The organism is Gluconacetobacter diazotrophicus PA1 5 (assembly GCF_000021325.1).
GTDB lineage: Bacteria > Pseudomonadota > Alphaproteobacteria > Acetobacterales > Acetobacteraceae > Gluconacetobacter > Gluconacetobacter diazotrophicus.
Map to the genome: position 1 here is coordinate 599,483 of NC_011365.1, position 17,649 is coordinate 617,131.

18 protein-coding genes and 1 tRNA gene are annotated in these 17,649 nt (G+C 43.3%); 7 read left to right on the forward strand and 12 right to left on the reverse strand.

Annotated features, from left to right (window positions below):
• Positions 1–55 precede the first annotated feature (55 nt).
• The 3 genes from GDIA_RS02735 to GDIA_RS02745 all read left to right on the forward strand — a co-directional run bounded on the left by GDIA_RS02735 (position 56) and on the right by GDIA_RS02745 (position 2,033).
• Entirely contained in the window at positions 56–541 is a 486-nt protein-coding gene (locus GDIA_RS02735; protein ID WP_012226222.1) for a peptidylprolyl isomerase, read from the forward strand.
• Positions 542–611: 70 nt separating this feature from the next.
• Positions 612–684: transfer RNA gene (locus tag GDIA_RS02740), tRNA-Lys, on the forward strand.
• A gap of 107 nt (positions 685–791) precedes the next feature.
• Entirely contained in the window at positions 792–2,033 is a 1,242-nt protein-coding gene (locus GDIA_RS02745) for a tyrosine-type recombinase/integrase (RefSeq protein WP_012553189.1), read from the forward strand.
• 195 nt (positions 2,034–2,228) lie between these two features.
• Here GDIA_RS02745 and GDIA_RS18195 read toward each other — a convergent pair whose 3' ends face one another.
• Both GDIA_RS18195 and GDIA_RS18930 read right to left on the reverse strand, forming a co-directional pair.
• Complete coding sequence (locus tag GDIA_RS18195) at positions 2,229–3,860, reverse strand: VapE domain-containing protein (RefSeq protein WP_012553190.1); 1,632 nt, start codon at positions 3,858–3,860, stop codon at positions 2,229–2,231.
• Positions 3,861–5,260: 1,400 nt separating this feature from the next.
• A complete protein-coding gene (locus tag GDIA_RS18930; RefSeq protein ID WP_012553192.1) occupies positions 5,261–6,043 on the reverse strand; it encodes a hypothetical protein in 783 nt (260 codons plus the stop codon).
• A gap of 188 nt (positions 6,044–6,231) precedes the next feature.
• On the opposite strand from GDIA_RS18930, the gene GDIA_RS18050 reads away from it, so the two are divergent.
• On the forward strand, positions 6,232–6,699 hold the full coding sequence (locus GDIA_RS18050; protein ID WP_012553193.1) for a DUF6998 domain-containing protein: 468 nt from the start codon (positions 6,232–6,234) through the stop codon (positions 6,697–6,699).
• A gap of 699 nt (positions 6,700–7,398) precedes the next feature.
• Entirely contained in the window at positions 7,399–7,896 is a 498-nt protein-coding gene (locus tag GDIA_RS02750) for a hypothetical protein (RefSeq protein WP_043458628.1), read from the forward strand.
• 271 nt (positions 7,897–8,167) lie between these two features.
• Here GDIA_RS02750 and GDIA_RS02755 read toward each other — a convergent pair whose 3' ends face one another.
• From GDIA_RS02755 to GDIA_RS02770, 5 genes are all read right to left on the reverse strand, one after another.
• On the reverse strand, positions 8,168–8,377 hold the full coding sequence (locus GDIA_RS02755) for a hypothetical protein (RefSeq protein WP_012553196.1): 210 nt from the start codon (positions 8,375–8,377) through the stop codon (positions 8,168–8,170).
• 116 nt (positions 8,378–8,493) lie between these two features.
• On the reverse strand, positions 8,494–9,174 hold the full coding sequence (locus tag GDIA_RS18935; protein ID WP_012553197.1) for a hypothetical protein: 681 nt from the start codon (positions 9,172–9,174) through the stop codon (positions 8,494–8,496).
• 249 nt (positions 9,175–9,423) lie between these two features.
• On the reverse strand, positions 9,424–9,858 hold the full coding sequence (locus tag GDIA_RS02760) for a hypothetical protein (RefSeq protein ID WP_012553198.1): 435 nt from the start codon (positions 9,856–9,858) through the stop codon (positions 9,424–9,426).
• A 62-nt stretch (positions 9,859–9,920) separates the two neighbouring features.
• Positions 9,921–10,427, reverse strand: a complete 507-nt coding sequence (locus tag GDIA_RS02765; protein ID WP_012553199.1) for a hypothetical protein — start codon at positions 10,425–10,427, stop codon at positions 9,921–9,923.
• 358 nt (positions 10,428–10,785) lie between these two features.
• Positions 10,786–11,376: a hypothetical protein gene (locus tag GDIA_RS02770; protein ID WP_012553200.1), complete on the reverse strand. Its 591-nt coding sequence runs from the start codon at positions 11,374–11,376 to the stop codon at positions 10,786–10,788.
• A gap of 207 nt (positions 11,377–11,583) precedes the next feature.
• Here GDIA_RS02770 and GDIA_RS18940 point away from each other — a divergent pair, with 207 nt between their 5' ends.
• Positions 11,584–11,949: a hypothetical protein gene (locus GDIA_RS18940; protein WP_157864097.1), complete on the forward strand. Its 366-nt coding sequence runs from the start codon at positions 11,584–11,586 to the stop codon at positions 11,947–11,949.
• A gap of 30 nt (positions 11,950–11,979) precedes the next feature.
• On the opposite strand, the gene GDIA_RS18205 is transcribed toward GDIA_RS18940, so the two are convergent.
• Positions 11,980–13,326 carry a phage portal protein gene (locus GDIA_RS18205; RefSeq protein ID WP_012553201.1) on the reverse strand — a complete coding sequence of 449 codons (1,347 nt, stop codon included), beginning with the start codon at positions 13,324–13,326 and terminating at the stop codon, positions 11,980–11,982.
• Positions 13,327–13,955: 629 nt separating this feature from the next.
• Here GDIA_RS18205 and GDIA_RS19850 point away from each other — a divergent pair.
• On the forward strand, positions 13,956–14,321 hold the full coding sequence (locus GDIA_RS19850; protein ID WP_407635500.1) for an HNH endonuclease: 366 nt from the start codon (positions 13,956–13,958) through the stop codon (positions 14,319–14,321).
• A gap of 290 nt (positions 14,322–14,611) precedes the next feature.
• Here the strand turns inward: GDIA_RS19850 and GDIA_RS18945 are convergent, their stop codons facing one another.
• From GDIA_RS18945 to GDIA_RS18950, 4 genes are read right to left on the reverse strand one after another with little or no spacing between them, the layout of a single operon-like run.
• Positions 14,612–14,965 (reverse strand): hypothetical protein, encoded by a 354-nt coding sequence (locus tag GDIA_RS18945; RefSeq protein ID WP_157864099.1) that lies wholly within the window; start codon positions 14,963–14,965, stop codon positions 14,612–14,614.
• 11 nt (positions 14,966–14,976) lie between these two features.
• Entirely contained in the window at positions 14,977–15,756 is a 780-nt protein-coding gene (locus GDIA_RS18215; protein WP_012553202.1) for a DNA circularization N-terminal domain-containing protein, read from the reverse strand.
• Between the two features lie 35 nt (positions 15,757–15,791).
• The gene (locus tag GDIA_RS18055) at positions 15,792–16,253 is read right to left on the reverse strand and encodes a hypothetical protein (RefSeq protein ID WP_049762851.1); all 462 of its coding nucleotides are present in this window, start codon (positions 16,251–16,253) and stop codon (positions 15,792–15,794) included.
• Between the two features lie 19 nt (positions 16,254–16,272).
• A complete protein-coding gene (locus GDIA_RS18950) occupies positions 16,273–17,466 on the reverse strand; it encodes a hypothetical protein (RefSeq protein ID WP_012553203.1) in 1,194 nt (397 codons plus the stop codon).
• Positions 17,467–17,649 lie beyond the last annotated feature (183 nt).

Consider the following 17,649-nt stretch of genomic DNA (forward strand, 5'->3'; position numbering starts at 1 on the left):
ACGGTCCGGGCACGGCATGCCGTGCCACGGGCCTTTCAGCACTGGAACATGAACGATGTCTGATACCGCACCGAAAGCCGACCTGATCGACCTGGAACTGAAGACGGGCCGTGTGGTCATTCAGTTGCGTCCCGACCTGGCGCCGCTGGCGGCCGAGCGGATCCGTACGCTGGCGGCCGAGGGCTTCTACGACAACACGCCCTTCCACCGCGTCATTCACGGCTTCATGGCCCAGGGCGGCGACCCGACCGGCACGGGCACCAGCGGCAGCCACCTGCCCGACCTGAAGGCCGAATTCACCCGCGCCGCGAAGTTCGAGCGCGGCACCATCGGCATGGCCCGCACGATGAACCCGGACAGCGCGAACAGCCAGTTCTTCATCATGTTCGAGCCCTCGCCCCACCTGGACGGCCAGTACACGATCGTCGGCCAGGTGGTCGAAGGCATGGAGCATATCGACCAGATCAAGCGCGGCGCGGGCCAGAGCGGCACGGTGCAGGACCCGGACCGCATCATTTCCATGCGTCCCGCCGCAGCCTGACACGCGTCTGCCGGTTGACTTGACCGGCCGAAACCGTTACCTGGGGCCGCACCGCACAGGCGGCCCTGGTGAGCCGGTAGCTCAGTCGGTAGAGCATTCGACTTTTAATCGAATGGTCGTGGGTTCGAATCCCACCCGGCTCATAAAATACCCCATCAGATCAATGACTTAACAAAACTTGATCTGATGGGGTCCCCTAGCATAGCGTTAACTCAGCGTGTTTCACGCACCAAACATCAATGAGTTAGCGATGGGAAAGCATAGTTCTAGCAGCGTGGCGGGAGCGTTTAATTCGCAGCCATGGTCCATCTACAAGCAGACAAACTCAAAAAACTGGTTCGTCCGCTTCTCGATCAAGGGACAGGGGCAGATTCGAAAGTCCCTTCAGACCGCAGATGAGAAGGAAGCAGATCGTAAGGCTGCACGGATCTATTATGAGGCTCTCTTACGTGCAGAGCAGGGCTTGGAAGCCAGAGACAAGACTGTAAGGGTCCTGGCAGATGAGTGGATCGCAGAGGGCGTCCTGAAGGCTCCTGAACGGACTGCTCTCTCCCGATATATCGTGGGATACTTCGGGGACGATAAGCCATCAGACATCACCTACAGGGGGCTTCAGGCGTATCGGAAATGGCGCTTAAGCTATTGGACAGAAGGGCCTGGTAAGAATCTGGAGATGGTCGTCTATCAGCGACTCGGGCGACAGATTCGTAGGCCGGTGACGAGAAAGACCCCTACCCGCTCCACACTCAACAGTGAGCAGGTCGTCTTTAAAAAATTCTTAACCCGATGTCAGAATCTCGGGCACATAAAAACAATTCCCAAGTTTGATAAGATTGAAGGTGAAGTTCACAATCGGCCTGGGTTTTCTCATGCCGAGATTGAAAAAATCTTGTCAGTCCTGAGAAAGAGGACCGTCCTCCCCGCTCTATCCAATGAGGAACGTTATCCACATATTCTCCTCTATGGATATGTCGGAATTATGTGTGGTTCGGGGATGCGCCCCATTGAGTGTCAAAAACTCAGATGGATCGATCTAGTTGGTTTCGATGAATCTCGAAACGCTAAACTTTGTGAAGGTCGAATTACCGTCCGGGTTCATGGCAAAGGTAAATCAAGAGAGTTTGTACCTCTTGATGGGACAATCTCTGATTTTCTAATGATATGGGATGTTCAGAAAATAATACGGGGATCTGATCCAGATCCCAATGATTATATCTTTGTTGACATCAAGGGTAGGCATATCCAGACCTTTAACCCAGAAGTAGTATCACTTCTGGAAGAATGCTCTCTGCGACAGGATTACCGAGGAATAAAGAGAACATCTTATTCGTTCAGACACTATTATATTACGTTCATGATTAACGCACATGCGAACATATACGATATCGCCAAAAACTGCGGCACATCAGTAGCTATGATTGAAAAGTTCTATTCACATGTCACGCTTGAATCGATACGAGACAGACTGCGGCCTTCTGGAACGCGGATCTAGTGAGAGTTGGGTAAGAACATTGCCGACTTTAGAGCCGGGTCGCATGGGGATTATAAATACCAAAGTAGATTTTTCATTATATCCTCCTTCATTGATGTTGTGTTATTGATTATTCTGCAGAATAATCAATAACGATGCTGTAGTTAAAATAAGAAAAACCTCTTAATAACCTAATATTAAGAGGTTTTTCTTATTTTATAACCAACAATACATTGATTGTTTTTCAATTATCTTATGACTGATCTTGTCTGGATTATCAGTCGCGGTCTTTTTCAACTGAATGGAAAAGGCTCTCTGAGACATCTGGAAGGCGCGGGGATGACAGGTATCCATGAAGGTCTTAAAGTTCTCATACAATGCGGTCGCTGTCTTGTATGCTTTATTTCCTACAGCACCGTTCATTCCGAAATCACGAACGGTTTCTTCACGAAAAGCCCATTCTTCGAATGGACCGACATAACGGACCTCTTCTATCTTTCCTATGACCAACTCTTTTAATTCTTTGTACATTTCAAATAGGCAAGGGGCGGCTTCGTTTACACCAAGCCATATCTGTTCCCAGTCAATATTTTTGAAATCAGGATTCATGTAAGGAGCAAGGTTGTTTTTTCCATATGTGATGGTTGGGAATCTCCTGGCACCGGTATCATCCTTAATCAAATCATCTAATGTCTTATTTGAGGCACCGATAAAGACAACATTGTTTCTTACCGTAATAGAGTCATTTGTTCTCATGGGCCTTCCGGTTCTTGTTGGTGCAGAAATGACATTCTTTATGTTTTCAACATCAGCTTTTCTCACACCTCCCATTTCATCCAAGAACAAAACATAGTTATTATATATCTCGAATGACTTCTCTTCTTCTATTATCCCGAAGCTCACCTGACTCCATAGACTATCGATAGGCTTCAGAAGAGAAGCAGATATGAACTGAGATTTACCAAGACCCTGCTTTCCCGTGAAAATAGGCATCATGTGATGGTCAACCTGACGGCCGGTCATTTTACGTTTCACCTGCCAGATGAAGTGATAAAGAACAGTGGCAACGTATGTTGAATCATCATCCGATATAATCTCGGCGGCTTTCTTTAATCTATCAAATGTGAATGAAATATGCTTATGACTTTCATCAAGCATTTCAGATCCACGTTCTATGAACTTCTGAAATCCTTCTAGATCTCTATTTCCAGTATCATACCCATAAATTAGGTAATTTATGATATTATTCTTACGTTCTCTATCAACATCATTTCTAATCTTGTTTACTGTATCAATGATGTTCTGCTTTCCACCTATTCTTTTCGATAATCCATTGTCGAGAACATAGTTGTTCATATCAGTGATATAATCGGAAATGTCTTTGTGTGATATGTGTTTAAGTTGTCTTTCCATAATCATATTACGTTCAATAGCATGATGGGGGTCTCCCTTCTCTGCTATCTCCCTCTTCATTTTCTCTATTGATTCATTGAATGAATCATCTTCAATGTTTTTATGTTCATTGAACTTTAGCTTAAATTTCTCCATGTATTTTTTAACGAAATCTTCAACGCCATAAAACTCGATGACCGCGAATGATGTTTGTTGCTTTAAGAAGGTTTTAAGGCATCTTTTGATATCACCAGCGGAAACACATCCAGATTTTTTAAAGACGACTGACACCTTCTGAATGTCATCTGACATCATGGTGAATGCGGATATAACCGCATCGTCGATTTCCATCTTACCTTGCTCGATAAGGTCAATGTATCTGTTTACAGTTTCAAAATTGAATTTTTTCTTTGAATCTTTGTCGTCTTGTGGTGGTGTTAAATTGTCTTCCATCATTAAAATGTAAAATCCTTTTTGTTATTGCTTTACGCATAAAAAAAACCGTTGTGATTGACGATCCACCACAGACCAATCACAACGGTTCTCTATTTTAATGATGTTGAAACGACATCCTAAGCCCGTTGCTGAAACGGAACTTGGTGGATCGTTTCATTCGAAGTTATTTATGTTTTGAATGAATGGATAATAACTCCGTAGTTTATAATGTTCAACTACTTTAAATTATTTCCTACTAGATTTTTTCTGTATCGGGATTTTTATCTCCCCTCGACCCTAGGATAATCGACCTTAGAGAGGGGCGATGTTCGGCCTTCTAGGGAGATAACTTGTCAAAAATCAGGGTTAAGGGACACCAAAGACTAGCTTCAGGACATAACAAAGGACATAGAGTGGTGATTTCTCCTCATTATCTCCCTATCTCCCTAGCTAGTCCCCAGCTTACTCCCTATGGATTAGACCTACAGAAACTGCCATTTTTTATCTATCTAGGGAGATAGGGAGATAATAAGTAAGTTAAGAGGTAAAAAGAAATAAAATGAGAAAAGCCAAATGAATACGTAAGTTGATTTTAATCTCCCTTATCTCCCTATATCCCTAGATAGCTGATTAGATAAGCGAATCGATAGGTGAGATTATCAACATTCCTTATACAAGGATTTCAGGCTAAAGCCTAAAATCCTGTCCAGGTCACGATTTTCAGTATGAACAATACCTGCGCTTATTAGTGATAGATATTTTTATCAGACCTATCGCTAAATTTTTTCACGACACGTAGAATGAACTATCGTATCAAGTCTATATAACGGAGCCGATAATATGCCTGGATTGCTAAAGGATATCACTTTAATTGAATCTTGCTTCAAGAGATTTTCTGATCTCATGATGGAAGATGGAAGAACTAACTGTATCCATAAAGATCATAACCAATATGAAGACGTTAAGAATGCCAAGATTGCGCTACATTTTTTCCATAATGCAATAGAAACTACAGAAACACTTCAATTCCCATCAAGTCTTTTTAATGATAATCAAACTAAAACACTAACTTCCGAGAGCCTCACATTTAGCACTCTTCTTACATACTATGTTTATTTTCTGAATAAACTATCTTTTCTGTTTGGCACTGTGGGCGCCTTTGGTGAAAAGAGCGCTTGTAGTTTTGCGATTGAAAAGATCACGACTAGCTATCCATCCCCTCCCTTCGCTGGTTACGATCTCCCAGGCTCATCAGTCTATCGAGATTAATCACCTTATTGCGATACAGCACCTTCGGGGACCACCAGCGCACATGCGCTCCTGCTGGCACCTGTGCGCTGCGGATGCCGCTAGTCGATCCCTTCGAGGGGATAGCCGAGTAGAAATAATGCTTTCTATGATTTCTAAATATAAGTCATTCGCTATAATTTATCATTTTTTAGGTTTCCACCAGCATCTCTCATCAAATCACCAAGACTGTATAACTTGTTTTTACTAATTTTATTTTGGAGCGAAAAATCATTTCTTCGCTCCAAATCTAAATTTGCATTCCTCATCATTATAATTTCCTTATTTTCCCTCTCTCTATCTTTATATACAATATTTTTTATTGAAGAAATCTCCTCAATAATAAGCCTCATCATATTATGATTTTCGTCACCAGAAGGCTTAGATATTCCTGCCGCCCTTGATATGGACAGAAGCTTCACAATAGAGTTTATGCTTTTATCAGAATCCTTCGCATCAAAAGTCTCGTTCATATATCTTGAAATCTTTGACTGAATTTCGACTACCGAATCGTATCTGAGACTTCTTGGATAATCCACGCACCTAATGGGCGATATATCAAAAACGCGAGGTGTTCCCTCTTCTTGTATTAGAACAACAGGCTTATCAAATGCCTGCCGGATACCCAATTCAAACATGACATTTGGATTTCGACTAGATAGATCACATATGACTAAATCAGCCTCCAAAAGCTGATTTAATATGTCTAGATGAATCATGTTTGTGTGCATTACGTCATCAGCACGTATCGGCTTGAAACCAGCAAACCCACATGCTGGAGCTATCAAATTGTCATATACTCTCTTGAAGTGACCCGGTTCATATCCGTCTGGATCAGATATAGGCATTACAACAAAGCAGGTCTTTTCTTTTTCCTGCTCAATAGGCTCCGACTTAGCAGTAGGCGGCTTCGTCATTAACTTATGCTCTCCAGAATCTTGATACAGCGATCCTAGCAATGTTTCTGGAGATCAACCATCGGACAATCTCGCAGATTAGTAATGCCTGATCGGCATCCACGTAAAATTATTTGGATTGGTAGGATTGCCTTTATCTCAATAATTTACCGATCATGGATGTGCATAGACCGCTACAAGGAAACCCCGTGGACCAAGTGCCGATTGATAGGATCAGAGCCATTCTGGCCGAGGTTAAACCTCTTGCCGCCGAATATTACCGACTGACCGGCAAGCCATTGGGCGTGACGGGAGAAGTCGCGGAATATGTCGCTGCCGAAGTCCTGGGCTTAGAGTTGGCTGAAGCTCGCACACCGGGATATGACGCCATCCGCCACACGGCCAATGGACCACAACGCATTCAGATCAAAGGCCGCGCTTGTGGCGAAGCAGCCAAGCCAGGGCAAAAGATCTCTCGCATCAAGAGTGATGCGCCCTGCGATGTCGTTCTACTGGTGCTTCTGGATGACAAGACCCTCAATGCCCGAGAGATGTGGGAAGCTCCCTTCCCGTCAATCGCAGCACGTCTTGCAATCCCTGGCTCCAAGGCCCGTCAACGCGGCGCGCTCAGTATCGGTGAGTTCAAGCGCATAGCACGGAAGATATGGCCAACATGAGGCCGTCAGAACGTCCCTGACAGGTCAAAGAAACCAGCATGGTCTCCTTCCTACCCCCCAGGTTTTATAGTAAAAAAGGCCCATATCCATTCTAAGCCCCGTACAGGTCCGTACAGCCCCCGGTGTCCTGTTCTGGTCCCGTCATAACAGAATATTTCTTAGGTGCCCTGTACGGCCATCCTGTGGGCCATTGATTCGGATCAGTCCGTTAGAAGTCTGCCGCTCTACCACTTTCCATCCTGATCAGGACTCAGTGCCTAGCCAGAAACGACATGATCGATCGCCATTCACCTCGGTAGCTGCTGGGTTCCCCAGGCTCAGCACGATACTTCATCGACCCATCCAGGCACTTCCTCACACATACAAACCGATTCAGGATGCCTGAAGTAAAATACCATCCGGACTTCCTGTGATGAGGAAGTCCGATCAGGCATCCATGAAGTAAAAAACTCATCCCATCACATAACATCACATAGAAAAAAGTTCTTCAGGACCTTATGTTGTGATGAATATGCGGACATATCGTCTTACTACAAGAATATTTTTCACAAAAAATCACGAATATTGTGTTTTCCGGGTAGACGCTGCCCTTCCCCCCTGATATGTTCCCTTCATCGAACGGAAACAACACTTCATCATTTCAAAAATATGAAACGGGAACCTGCCGATGCTAACCTAAACTGAAAAAGGATACAAAAAATGACTCATTACGCCCAAATTCCATTTTTTGACGAAATGGAAAAATTACAAAAACAAATTGACCGTACCTTCGTCCGACTAATCGCTTCCTGCGTGGGTCAACAGGAATCTGCCTTCCTGATGGGAAATCGCATCAGCACCAAGGTTGATTTCAATATGAAGGTTTTCAGACAATCTCGGATTCCCGCAGTCCTGAACGCCCTGGCGTCCAACCCGGATAAAAAATCCATCCCTGGTTTGGATGAAATAACCATTTCCGATGGAACAATCTTTGCTCTTGCCGAGAACCGAGGTTGCCAAATGACCTTGGGAATCGAAAAAATCCAAGATTTGATCGATATCATTGAATTTAACGATATTGACCTGCCACATATCCGAGAAAGCAAAAAAACATTGTTGCGCGACCTGAAACCATACATCGACAAACAATTGTATGGTGGCTATGTCCTCACACAATCCGCATACCTGATATTGTTGGAGTTATTCCTTCAACAATAACAAAATAAAAAACCCACGGTGGAATATTCCACCGTGGGTTTTTTATTTCCGCTCTACGAGAGAGCAGTCTCACGACTGCGCCATCGCCCCGGCGCAGGTAGACTGGCATGTGCCTGAGCTAGACCTTCGATCCACTCGGCCACAGCTTCCGGTATATCGGCATCACCTGATGCCCACCGACGAACCAACCGTTCATCAGCATCAAGCGCCGCCGCCAGCCCCCTTTGGGACCAGCGGACCAGAACAAGGCATTCCCGAAGACGAGTGGGGGTCATCCCCCCACCTTCCATCGTATCAGCGCGAAAAGGCCACCGGTCAGACCGGCCCCAGCCGTAAATGCCAACGCCAGGGCAGAAACCAAAAACTGCCATGGCAGAAAAAACCGTTGGGCATTCTTCAGTTCGCTGTCTGCGTGGAGGTTCGCGATCTTCAGAACCTTCTCGGCCAGATCAAGGTCAGGATGTGCTGTGGTATCGCTCATGGGGTCATCTCCCTCAAAACAGGCGGGGCCAACCCCTCGCCTATGTCCGCATTATGCGGACTAAAAGGCTGATCGTCAAGAAAATAGGAGTGAATGGCCGCAATTCTTAAATCCTATTATCCGAGAAAGAGCTTGAGCTTAGCTATATGAGACTTATTCCATTTCGACCAATGTGGAAGCTTATGTTTTTCAATAATCGACTGAACCTTGTCTGTAATATCAACATCGTTATGAAACCAGTACTCATCTTCATCATCAAAAATGGCAGGAAAAACTTCGTTATGGATTTTCAAGCCTGCGTTCAAACAGAATGTTTTGCTATCCTCACAACTTGATAAAATGTATCCCTTACCATCTTTCTTCCTATAAAGACTAGAACGAGTCAGATGAGGATGCACAGTGATATCATCATTGACAGACGTACTTTGGTTATTAATCTGTAAGATTTTCAAATATACTTCTCTAGATAACGCATTAACAATGTCAGAAGGAACAATTTTATCTTCTTCACTCATTGTCTTTAGATGATCGCATATATCATCTAAACCCTTAATAGAGGCTGGAACCCCCGCCTGGAACCTCGAAACAAGGACAAGTGCCCTGGCGTCGCCTACGGGATCTAATATATTGTTTTCCTTCAACTCTTCGCCTATTAATATCGAATCATTATAAATTCTATTATGTTTCTTCCTTCTATTTTTGTCTTTTTTCCAAACATGAATGAGAACACCTGCGATTAATGAACCGAAAATGAAAAGACATACAGCCAAAAATAAAAGAACGTATAGACTAGTCATTCTTCAATCTCCTTTTTTATCAAAATTATTTAAATTAAACCATTTTTATGCTATTTTTTTCTCGATATCAACAGAAAACTAAAAGTAACATACATTTTTGAACATAAATAACCTTGTAATCTTGGGAACAACCGGCACCTGTTTCCAAAAGCAGGTTCTAAACCTATCAAGAATTTTCAATCTCCATCTTCAATCAGCTTAAAGTAGGAGCGGTCATAAAAAACCCCTCCCAAAAGACATACAATGATACTATTTCAGATATCGAACCTTAATCTCGGCATAATCCCGCGTAGTCAGGATGTATCCCCCGAACAGTTCCTTGTCGATCCATGCCTGAAGTTTTTCAATGAAGTCTGGAATCGATTCATCAAAGCCCGAAGTGTCCTCGTCAGAGTTGCTATAGGTGATGATTTCAATCAGATCAGTCTTCGATGCGATCTCAAGAGCAAACCTCGTCCCCCAGTCCCCACTCGAGACATAGACCTTTCCATCGGCCTCAAGTTCGATTGGTCCGATCCCTGCATCAGGATCTTCAATCGCGGTTGAGATGTAAGACTGGATTTCACTCTGACCTTCTTCCAGCCGCAGGTTGATCCGCCTCACTTCGCGTTCAGCCTCGATCAGTTCAAACTGAAGAGTCCGGGTTTCAGGATCGTCAGACATCGGGATCATATCGTCGTTCATTTTTTCCTCCTTTTCTGGAGCCGGTTAATTGGGGGATCACGATCCCCCAATGAGTCGTTCGATTATGCCGCCTTGTGTTCGATCATCAGGATCGCCCCCTGATCCGCTGCCTTCTGTGCCTTCTTCGCTTCCCGACCCTTACGGACCATTTCGATCTGTCCGCACCGCGCCTTCTCAAGGATCTCATCCAGGTCGCCTCTCATCGCTCCGGCATGGATCTGTTCGCACCATTCGATCAGCGAGTTGATCGAACCGTCCCCAAGAACGGTGTAGGAGCCCTTGAAATCGCCCGTCAGGAGGTCAAACGAGTAGGTTGCATAGACAAACCGCATCTCGTAAGATCCGCAGTCGTTCCTACGGAACCACGGCAAAAAACGCTTGGTAGAGCCTTCCTTTGCGAGCTTGATGCCCTGGTTAAATCCGTATTCGTAAACGTCATTCAAAACATTGATCTGAATACGCAGGGCCGCCGCGAAATTATCGCGTGCTGTTGCGCCCTTGTCGTTAGAATTGATGGCATTCCCATCCGCACAAGCATTGCTCAGGATGCTAAGAAAAGAATTTGTCATTTGATTGTCCTTCCGTGTTTATTCGGTTCGCGCCGTTGCCATCCGATGATCTAAACATCTCACATTTTTCTGGATTATCAACCGCATTTATTTTACCAATACTCGATATTCACTGTTTTCAACTACTAGAATGTACGAATCAAAATTCTGAATACTTGAAGATACAACACGAACAAAAATGATTTTTCTTATATATCAATGACTTGATCCACTTGTGCAGCAGAACCTGTTTAAGAAGATTTGCTATCTATGCGGACAAGGAATGTCTGATATCTGAAATCATCAACCCAAAAGAAAAACGGCTGATCCCTGCGGATCAGCCGTTCCAGAAGCCACCTATATATAAGGTACAGTAGACCTACTTTGCCGGGGACCGCCCCGTCTTCGGGGGGGCCACCAGCCTCACATCGTTGTCCGGGACCTGGCTCGACACTGAACCCTTTTCCGCGTTGGCTTTCGCGGCCCCCCTTCCAGTCGGCTTACGGGCCTTCTCAGCGGCATCGAGGAGCGTATCCAACTCTCCATCCTCAGCGGCCTTGATAGCCCCCTGATAGAATGCCTGCAGATCCTGAAGAGTCTTCCCTGCCACGAACACTGCCTGGGGGTTTTCGCCCCCCATCGGATTGAAGCCAGACGTTCCATAGCGGAAGCCGGACACATATCCGTTCCGGGTTTCCTCAAACCAAAGGATCAGCCGCGCTTTCGTCTTTGGCTTTCCTTCAGGATTGCCAGTCCGGTCGGCCTCACGCTTCAGCCGTACCAGTTCAGCCTCATGGTCTTCACTGTATCGTGCCCGAAGTTTGGCAATCGACCCTTCTTCAATGGCCTCCGCCACATAGGAAAGTTGCCCATTCAGTTGCTCCACAAACTTGTCACGGGGCGAAGCCTTTTTAACTTCCGTAACTTTCTTCACACCGTCCGAAACGGTCAACGTATCAAAGAATCCCATAACACCCATTCCTTAATATACTCGGCCTAACCATTGCCTTAAAACACTGATAACTAAACCAGACTATGATATCAAGCTTCTTTTCATAAAGAGAATCACGTTTCCACCACATACGATCATACATGAATTTCTAAAAAAAGTTCTGTACTGCGCATAATATCAGAGTTAACAGAAACCTTCCCACAACAACGAAGGAAGGAATGTCCTATGAAAAGTCTATTTCTATTATCGATGATGAGCATGTTAATTTTATCTGCAAACGCTTATGCGGAGAAGATACCAGATCGTCCTTACACACCAGGATGTTATGTCCATGTTGATTGCGGTAAAGTAAATCAATACAGCACACTGTCTCAAAAAGTTATTACGATCACCGGAGGCACATATCTTGGCCATGACTCAACGGACAGATTCTTCACATTGATAACATACACGTTAGACGGAAATACCTATCGGCAGGAGTTCGAAGGCATCCCAAATCAATGGATTTTGGGGAAAGCAATTCTCATATTCAATAACGATACTCCTGTATTGATACTAAATAATAAGAAGGGTGAATGGGGCGCTGAATAAAATTCCATTCATGAAGATTAAAAAGGAGGCTTATGCCTCCTTTTTTTGTGTTCTCTTTCTGACCTTTTTTTCAGGTTCAGGTGTCTGTAATGACAACGGAATATCCTCATTCGCACCAATCGTTCCCATATTAAGAGGAACGCGATATGAATCAGCATATTCCTCGTCTTCTGGAACAGGAATCCCAAGCTTATTTGCCGCAAATCCAGGTGTCATGAGCCCGTGGTCAACTAATGTCGTATAAGCCAAAGATCTTGTTTGAAGATCAGGACAAGTCATAGATTCAAAATCAAATTTAAACCTTTTTATTCCTATATCACGTTCCAATAATATTTTTCTATTGAAGCAAGACTCAATGTTGTTCGTAATAGCTTTTAATGTATCGTTTATGTAAGAAATTTCCTGCTGTTCGATGTTTGCAGCCTTGTCGGTTTCAGACATCCCCAGCTTGTGGAGTGGAACACGAAACAGACGAGCAATCTCTAGAGTCATCTGATTCCGAGCTTCAATCAGTTGAAGAGCCTGTGGTGACATACTCGTGGGTACATAATCCATATCGTTGATAACCGAGATTTTTCCCGAGTTTGAAACACCTCCGATGATATTCTGAAGATCGGCTTGGACGTTCTCAGTTGTTTTCTTCCCGGCCTTCGCGTTTGTGGTTTTCCAGTACCCTTGTAGAGCCCCACCATTGTTGAAGGTCCGTGCTGCTGTTTCTTGAGCAGCAATGGTCAACCCAAAAACCTCTCTGGCATAGTCAACAATAGACGTTCCTACTGCCCCACCATAGACTGAGAAATCCTTAATATGGATCATGTCTTCATTACTAATGGATCTAGTCTCTTGCTCGGGTCCTTCTGATCTTACAGAGGTTCTTTCACCAATGAACATTTTAGACGATGCCGTATATCTAAGCTCGCCCTTTTCATTTCTTCTTACCGTGACGCCATTAGCTTTGACGTGAACAAGTTTTTGGGTAGAACCATCAGGATTTCGAATACAGACAACATACGCATTACCATATGTCAGATAATCAAAGACCAGAGCTTTAAGCAAAGTCTGCATAACATTTTCTTGATTCGGATATCGAAGAAGCCTCAATGTGTCTGGTGTTTCATCAACCACCCATCCACCTCGTTTATTTTTTATCTCGAGGTTTATATCAAGCTTTCCGATATCGTCGATTATTATCCTTAGACAGGACGAGACTGCTGATGATTGCAGCATGTTCTCAACATTGATCGAGATACCAGAAGCCGTTGGCATCATTCCGATAAAGCCAGAAATGCCGGGATTTATTGGAGGTTCAACATAACTGTTAATCGCGCTTTTAAAGCTGCTTAGAATTCCGTCTAATTGTGTTGTTTGAAATTTCATTTTTAAACCCGGATAGTCAATATCCAGTATTTAAAATATATAGATCCAAAGAAGGAGAAACTTTGGGTCTATATATTTTTCATCAATTGACCAAAAGAAAATGACAGAAACTTTTGTTCAAGAGTATTTAGGCTAATTATTCCACAAACACCTAGACTCGATACCCAAAAAATACAATTTGCGATAATTTGATTGAACGGGCGATGACCATCCCACGCATAAAGTTTTTAGACCCGGCATATACTCCAGGCACTCGGTAAAGAATTAAAAAGAAAAGCCCGACAATCATAAAAAAATGAAGAAAAATGAAGAAAAATGCTGCTTTTTAGTGTTTTTGTCATTTTTCTTTACTTTTCTATTATAAATACCTTTAGACAAATAAGACTTATTTGTTTTGTTTTATGAAAGAATAATATAAAATGACAGAACCTAATTTACCAAAGGAAATTACTTTCTTAAAAGATTATCTACTATCCGTCCAATATGACGACTACGTATCAAAATACTTTGACTCACTAATACAAAAGCTAGACGAAAACACTATACAATCCGATACAAAATACCATGATGAAACACCCTGTATAGAATGGCAACGAACCCCCAATAATGTTGGCTATGGTCAGATAGGAATGTTGGGTATCGCGTATCCCGCTCATCGTATTGGATTCTATAAGGAATATAACCGTTTTCCCAATTCAGGATTTGAGATCCATCATCTATGTGAAAATAAAATATGCGTTAATCCGCACCATCTCAAAGAAGTCTCTCATCAGGAAAATATAGATTGTATCACTACCCGCTCCGCTCCTGTCAGACTAACAAACGAGCAGGTATGGAGCATAAGATTCGAATTTACCAACACTCCACATAAAAAAATTCAAGAGATATTCAATATAAAATCTCCTATAACTATTATTAACATTCAAAAAAACAGATCGTACAAACACGTAGCGTATAATTCCTACGACATAAGAAAAGAACAAGGAAACAAATAAAATGGACAAGAAATCAATCGCATTCATTATAAAGATTCTAGCAAAGGACTCTGGAATTTCACACGAGGAGATGACGACAAAACTCCTAGACTCATATTTCGCAATTCGTGCGACAAGAACAACCACCATTAACCCAATGACTACAAATGAAACATTATGTAAGGCATATTTTGATCTATGTAATTCAAACGCGGCTGATGATGATATAAAGAAACTTCGTCGTTCTATATCTGCCATAAATTAAACCATACAAAAATATGTGAAGAACAATTGTTCTTCACATATTATTTTTATAGAAGTCCTTTTATGTCCTCATAGGAGTTTTCTTTCAGTGAAGTAATATCCTTAATCTTGTTTCTTGCTCTTATGTTCAGTCCTAGACATTCATACAATGGGGGTAGAAGACGTTGAGCCTCTCTGATATTTCTGGTCAAAGGATGGGCCAATGAGCATCCTCTCTTTTCATCGTAGATCACTTCACCTTCTGATTTAATGGTCCTTTGATATATTTTTATATCCGCGATGATATCTACAATGTTTTCAATGGGCAGATAATCCTTCTTAGAATCCCCACCATTCTCGACAACAAGTTCTTCTATCTTTTCTTTAATTAAAGAATACTTATTAAGTGTTATGGTTGTCATTTTATTTTTCCTTATGCTAGAGTAGAAACATCTGATGTCGCATCTGAAACAGATGTTTTTATGTTAGAAATACTTTGCGATTTGGCCTGACTTGCTGCCGCCGATAAGCTAGCAACAATCTGGCTGTTGGATTGTGAAGCAGATCCTGAAGCTACACTCGTCATCACGGATGACGACAATGTGGTGTCCTGTGCGAACCGCCCAAGGGTTGCTCCATTCAGCATAGAATCCACACCACTCACTCGTCCCAAAGAGGTTGATGACCCTATGGCGTTCGTGATGGCGGTCAGGTTGGTGTGGGTGGCCGCAGTGATGGCCGAGATACCAGTAGAGGCGATCAGTCCCCCAAACTGTCCTGACACGGCTCCTATGCCCGAATTCACCACTGAATTTAGTGCTCCCAGTGGATTGGTCAGCACATTGAAGAGAGAAAATTTTGCGGGCTGATTGGATTGTAGAAGTGTCATCTGGAATGACACGATACCTATCTGTCTGTCGTTCTCAGATGTGGATATGCCGACCAGGGCGCACTGCTGAAGTCCAAGATCAGGATGAAAGAATGATTGAAGCTTCTGCTTTTGACATATCGCCAGAAATTCCATCTTCTCCAGGCCAGTTTGGTTCGAAAAAAATCCTCTGACTTCATATCTAGGTATTCTATTGCCGGTGATTTCAAGATATGGGACGCTACTATACGGAAAGATATGTGAAACAAAGTTTGGCCCGATGTCTGATTCTGATATTTCTTTTACGTATAATTGGAATCCACCAAATGAACAGTCAGTTATCATTCAATATCCTCAGACATGATCATTAATTCTCATATTTAAGCTGATACGGCAGGAAGAGAAGGAAGAGAAGTTGATGTGGTATCTGCACCAGATGATATCGCCATTAATGATTTGATGTATGAAACCCACACATCAGGCGTTGCCTCATTTAAAATACCGTAGTTGTTATATACGAATATACGAGCAGAACTCAGTGCTGATGAAGCCTGTGTTGTGAGAGGAACCGGCACAGGTGCTGGTGTATAATCGATGATCTTTCCACTCTGAACACCTCTGCCTACCGAAAGACGAAAACTAGTGGTGTTGTTCCAGTCCGTTTCTGCGATCGGAATCATACTAGACGCTGGTGGTACATTAGAGAGAGAACTCATACCCCAAGTGTCATACCATCCGGTGATTGATGTAGGCTGCGTAGCCGTCTCGTCATAGGACGCATAATATCGTTCTGGAAACTGGGTGGTTGCACTACTTATTATTGCTGCATTTGTATCTGCCATGTTGTTTTTCCTTTTCTTATTATCTTGGCCCGATCGCAATTACGCTGATGTTGCCATTTGTAGTTGCACTATTATCCGGAACATTGATTGTAAATCCAGTTGCGCTCCAGTTATTGGTCCAAGTGTCCATATCACCAGCACAGCTTTCAATGGAGATAGCGAATGGACCAGCCGAGAAGGCAACTGGGAAGTTTACATTGGCGGTGTATCCAGATGTCACCAGATCGAAACTCCAGGCTTGAATACAATTATTCCAAGGTAGATTGATTACGCCACCATTTGATGTTGAGAAATCGCTATTATATTTCGTCAGTGAATAGAAGTTATTATCCACCCATTCCGTATTTGGAACTTGAGTAGAGGAATCACCCGATGGCGGGGAGTTGTAGGCATATAGACTGTTATTCACAGTCATAGGCATAGAGGTGACTATATCTCCATCACTTCCTCCTACTGAAAATATGTTGGTTCCAGAAGGATTATAGATCGCGAAACTGCCATCATTCTGGAAGGCAGATTTCCATCCGTTAGACGTTCCGTACATAATATCCACTACATTAGACGATCCATATATAGATCCTCCAACGGTCAGGCTTCCAGTAGTCGTTAGATTACTACCAGTGATAGATAGTGTTCCACTTGGTGCGTTGATGTTGTTTGTATAGAGAGTGTTCCCAGAGCCGGTATGGATATCTCCTGTGCCAGTTATTGTGCCACTCACTGATAATGCCCCGGATAAACTTCCACCGGTCAGTTTTAAATAGGTTGCGTCCGTATAATCTCTGAGAGCAAGCGGACCCATGGGAGTTGAATCATACTGCGCCAAAAGCTGGTCCGTGCCATCAGTCGATAGGCCGATAGAAATTGTGTTTGATCCCTGCCCTGATCCTGTGCCCTGGCGGACGGGTGTGTATGGTAGCTCTGCTGATGATACAGCCGTCTGAACGAACGCCGTTGTGGCTATATGCGTGGAATCATCGCCTTGTGCTGGCGTAGGGGCTGTAGGTGAACCGGTTAAGCCTGGCGATGCCAGAGGTGCGAAATAATCAGTGAGAGCGGTTGCTACCTGTGAATTCGTTCCGTTTGGGGTAATTCCGGCTATAGCAAGAACGTTGTTCAATTCATCATAGACAAGTTGAGCATTGGGACCTGTCCATGGTGATCCGGGTTGCCCTGTATTAAAATTTGCGCTAACAAAAGTAATAGACTGCATTTTATTAATGACCCTTATTTGTAATAAGAGTATTTAAAATCATACTATTTTTCAGTGATTATTTCCTTTAGTGCGGAAACAAGATCGATTAGTGTCTGATTGGAATTAAGAGCATTATCCAAACATTCATCAATCTTTGAATCTTTAGCTACGATTCTTCTGTTTAGATATACCACAAGATAA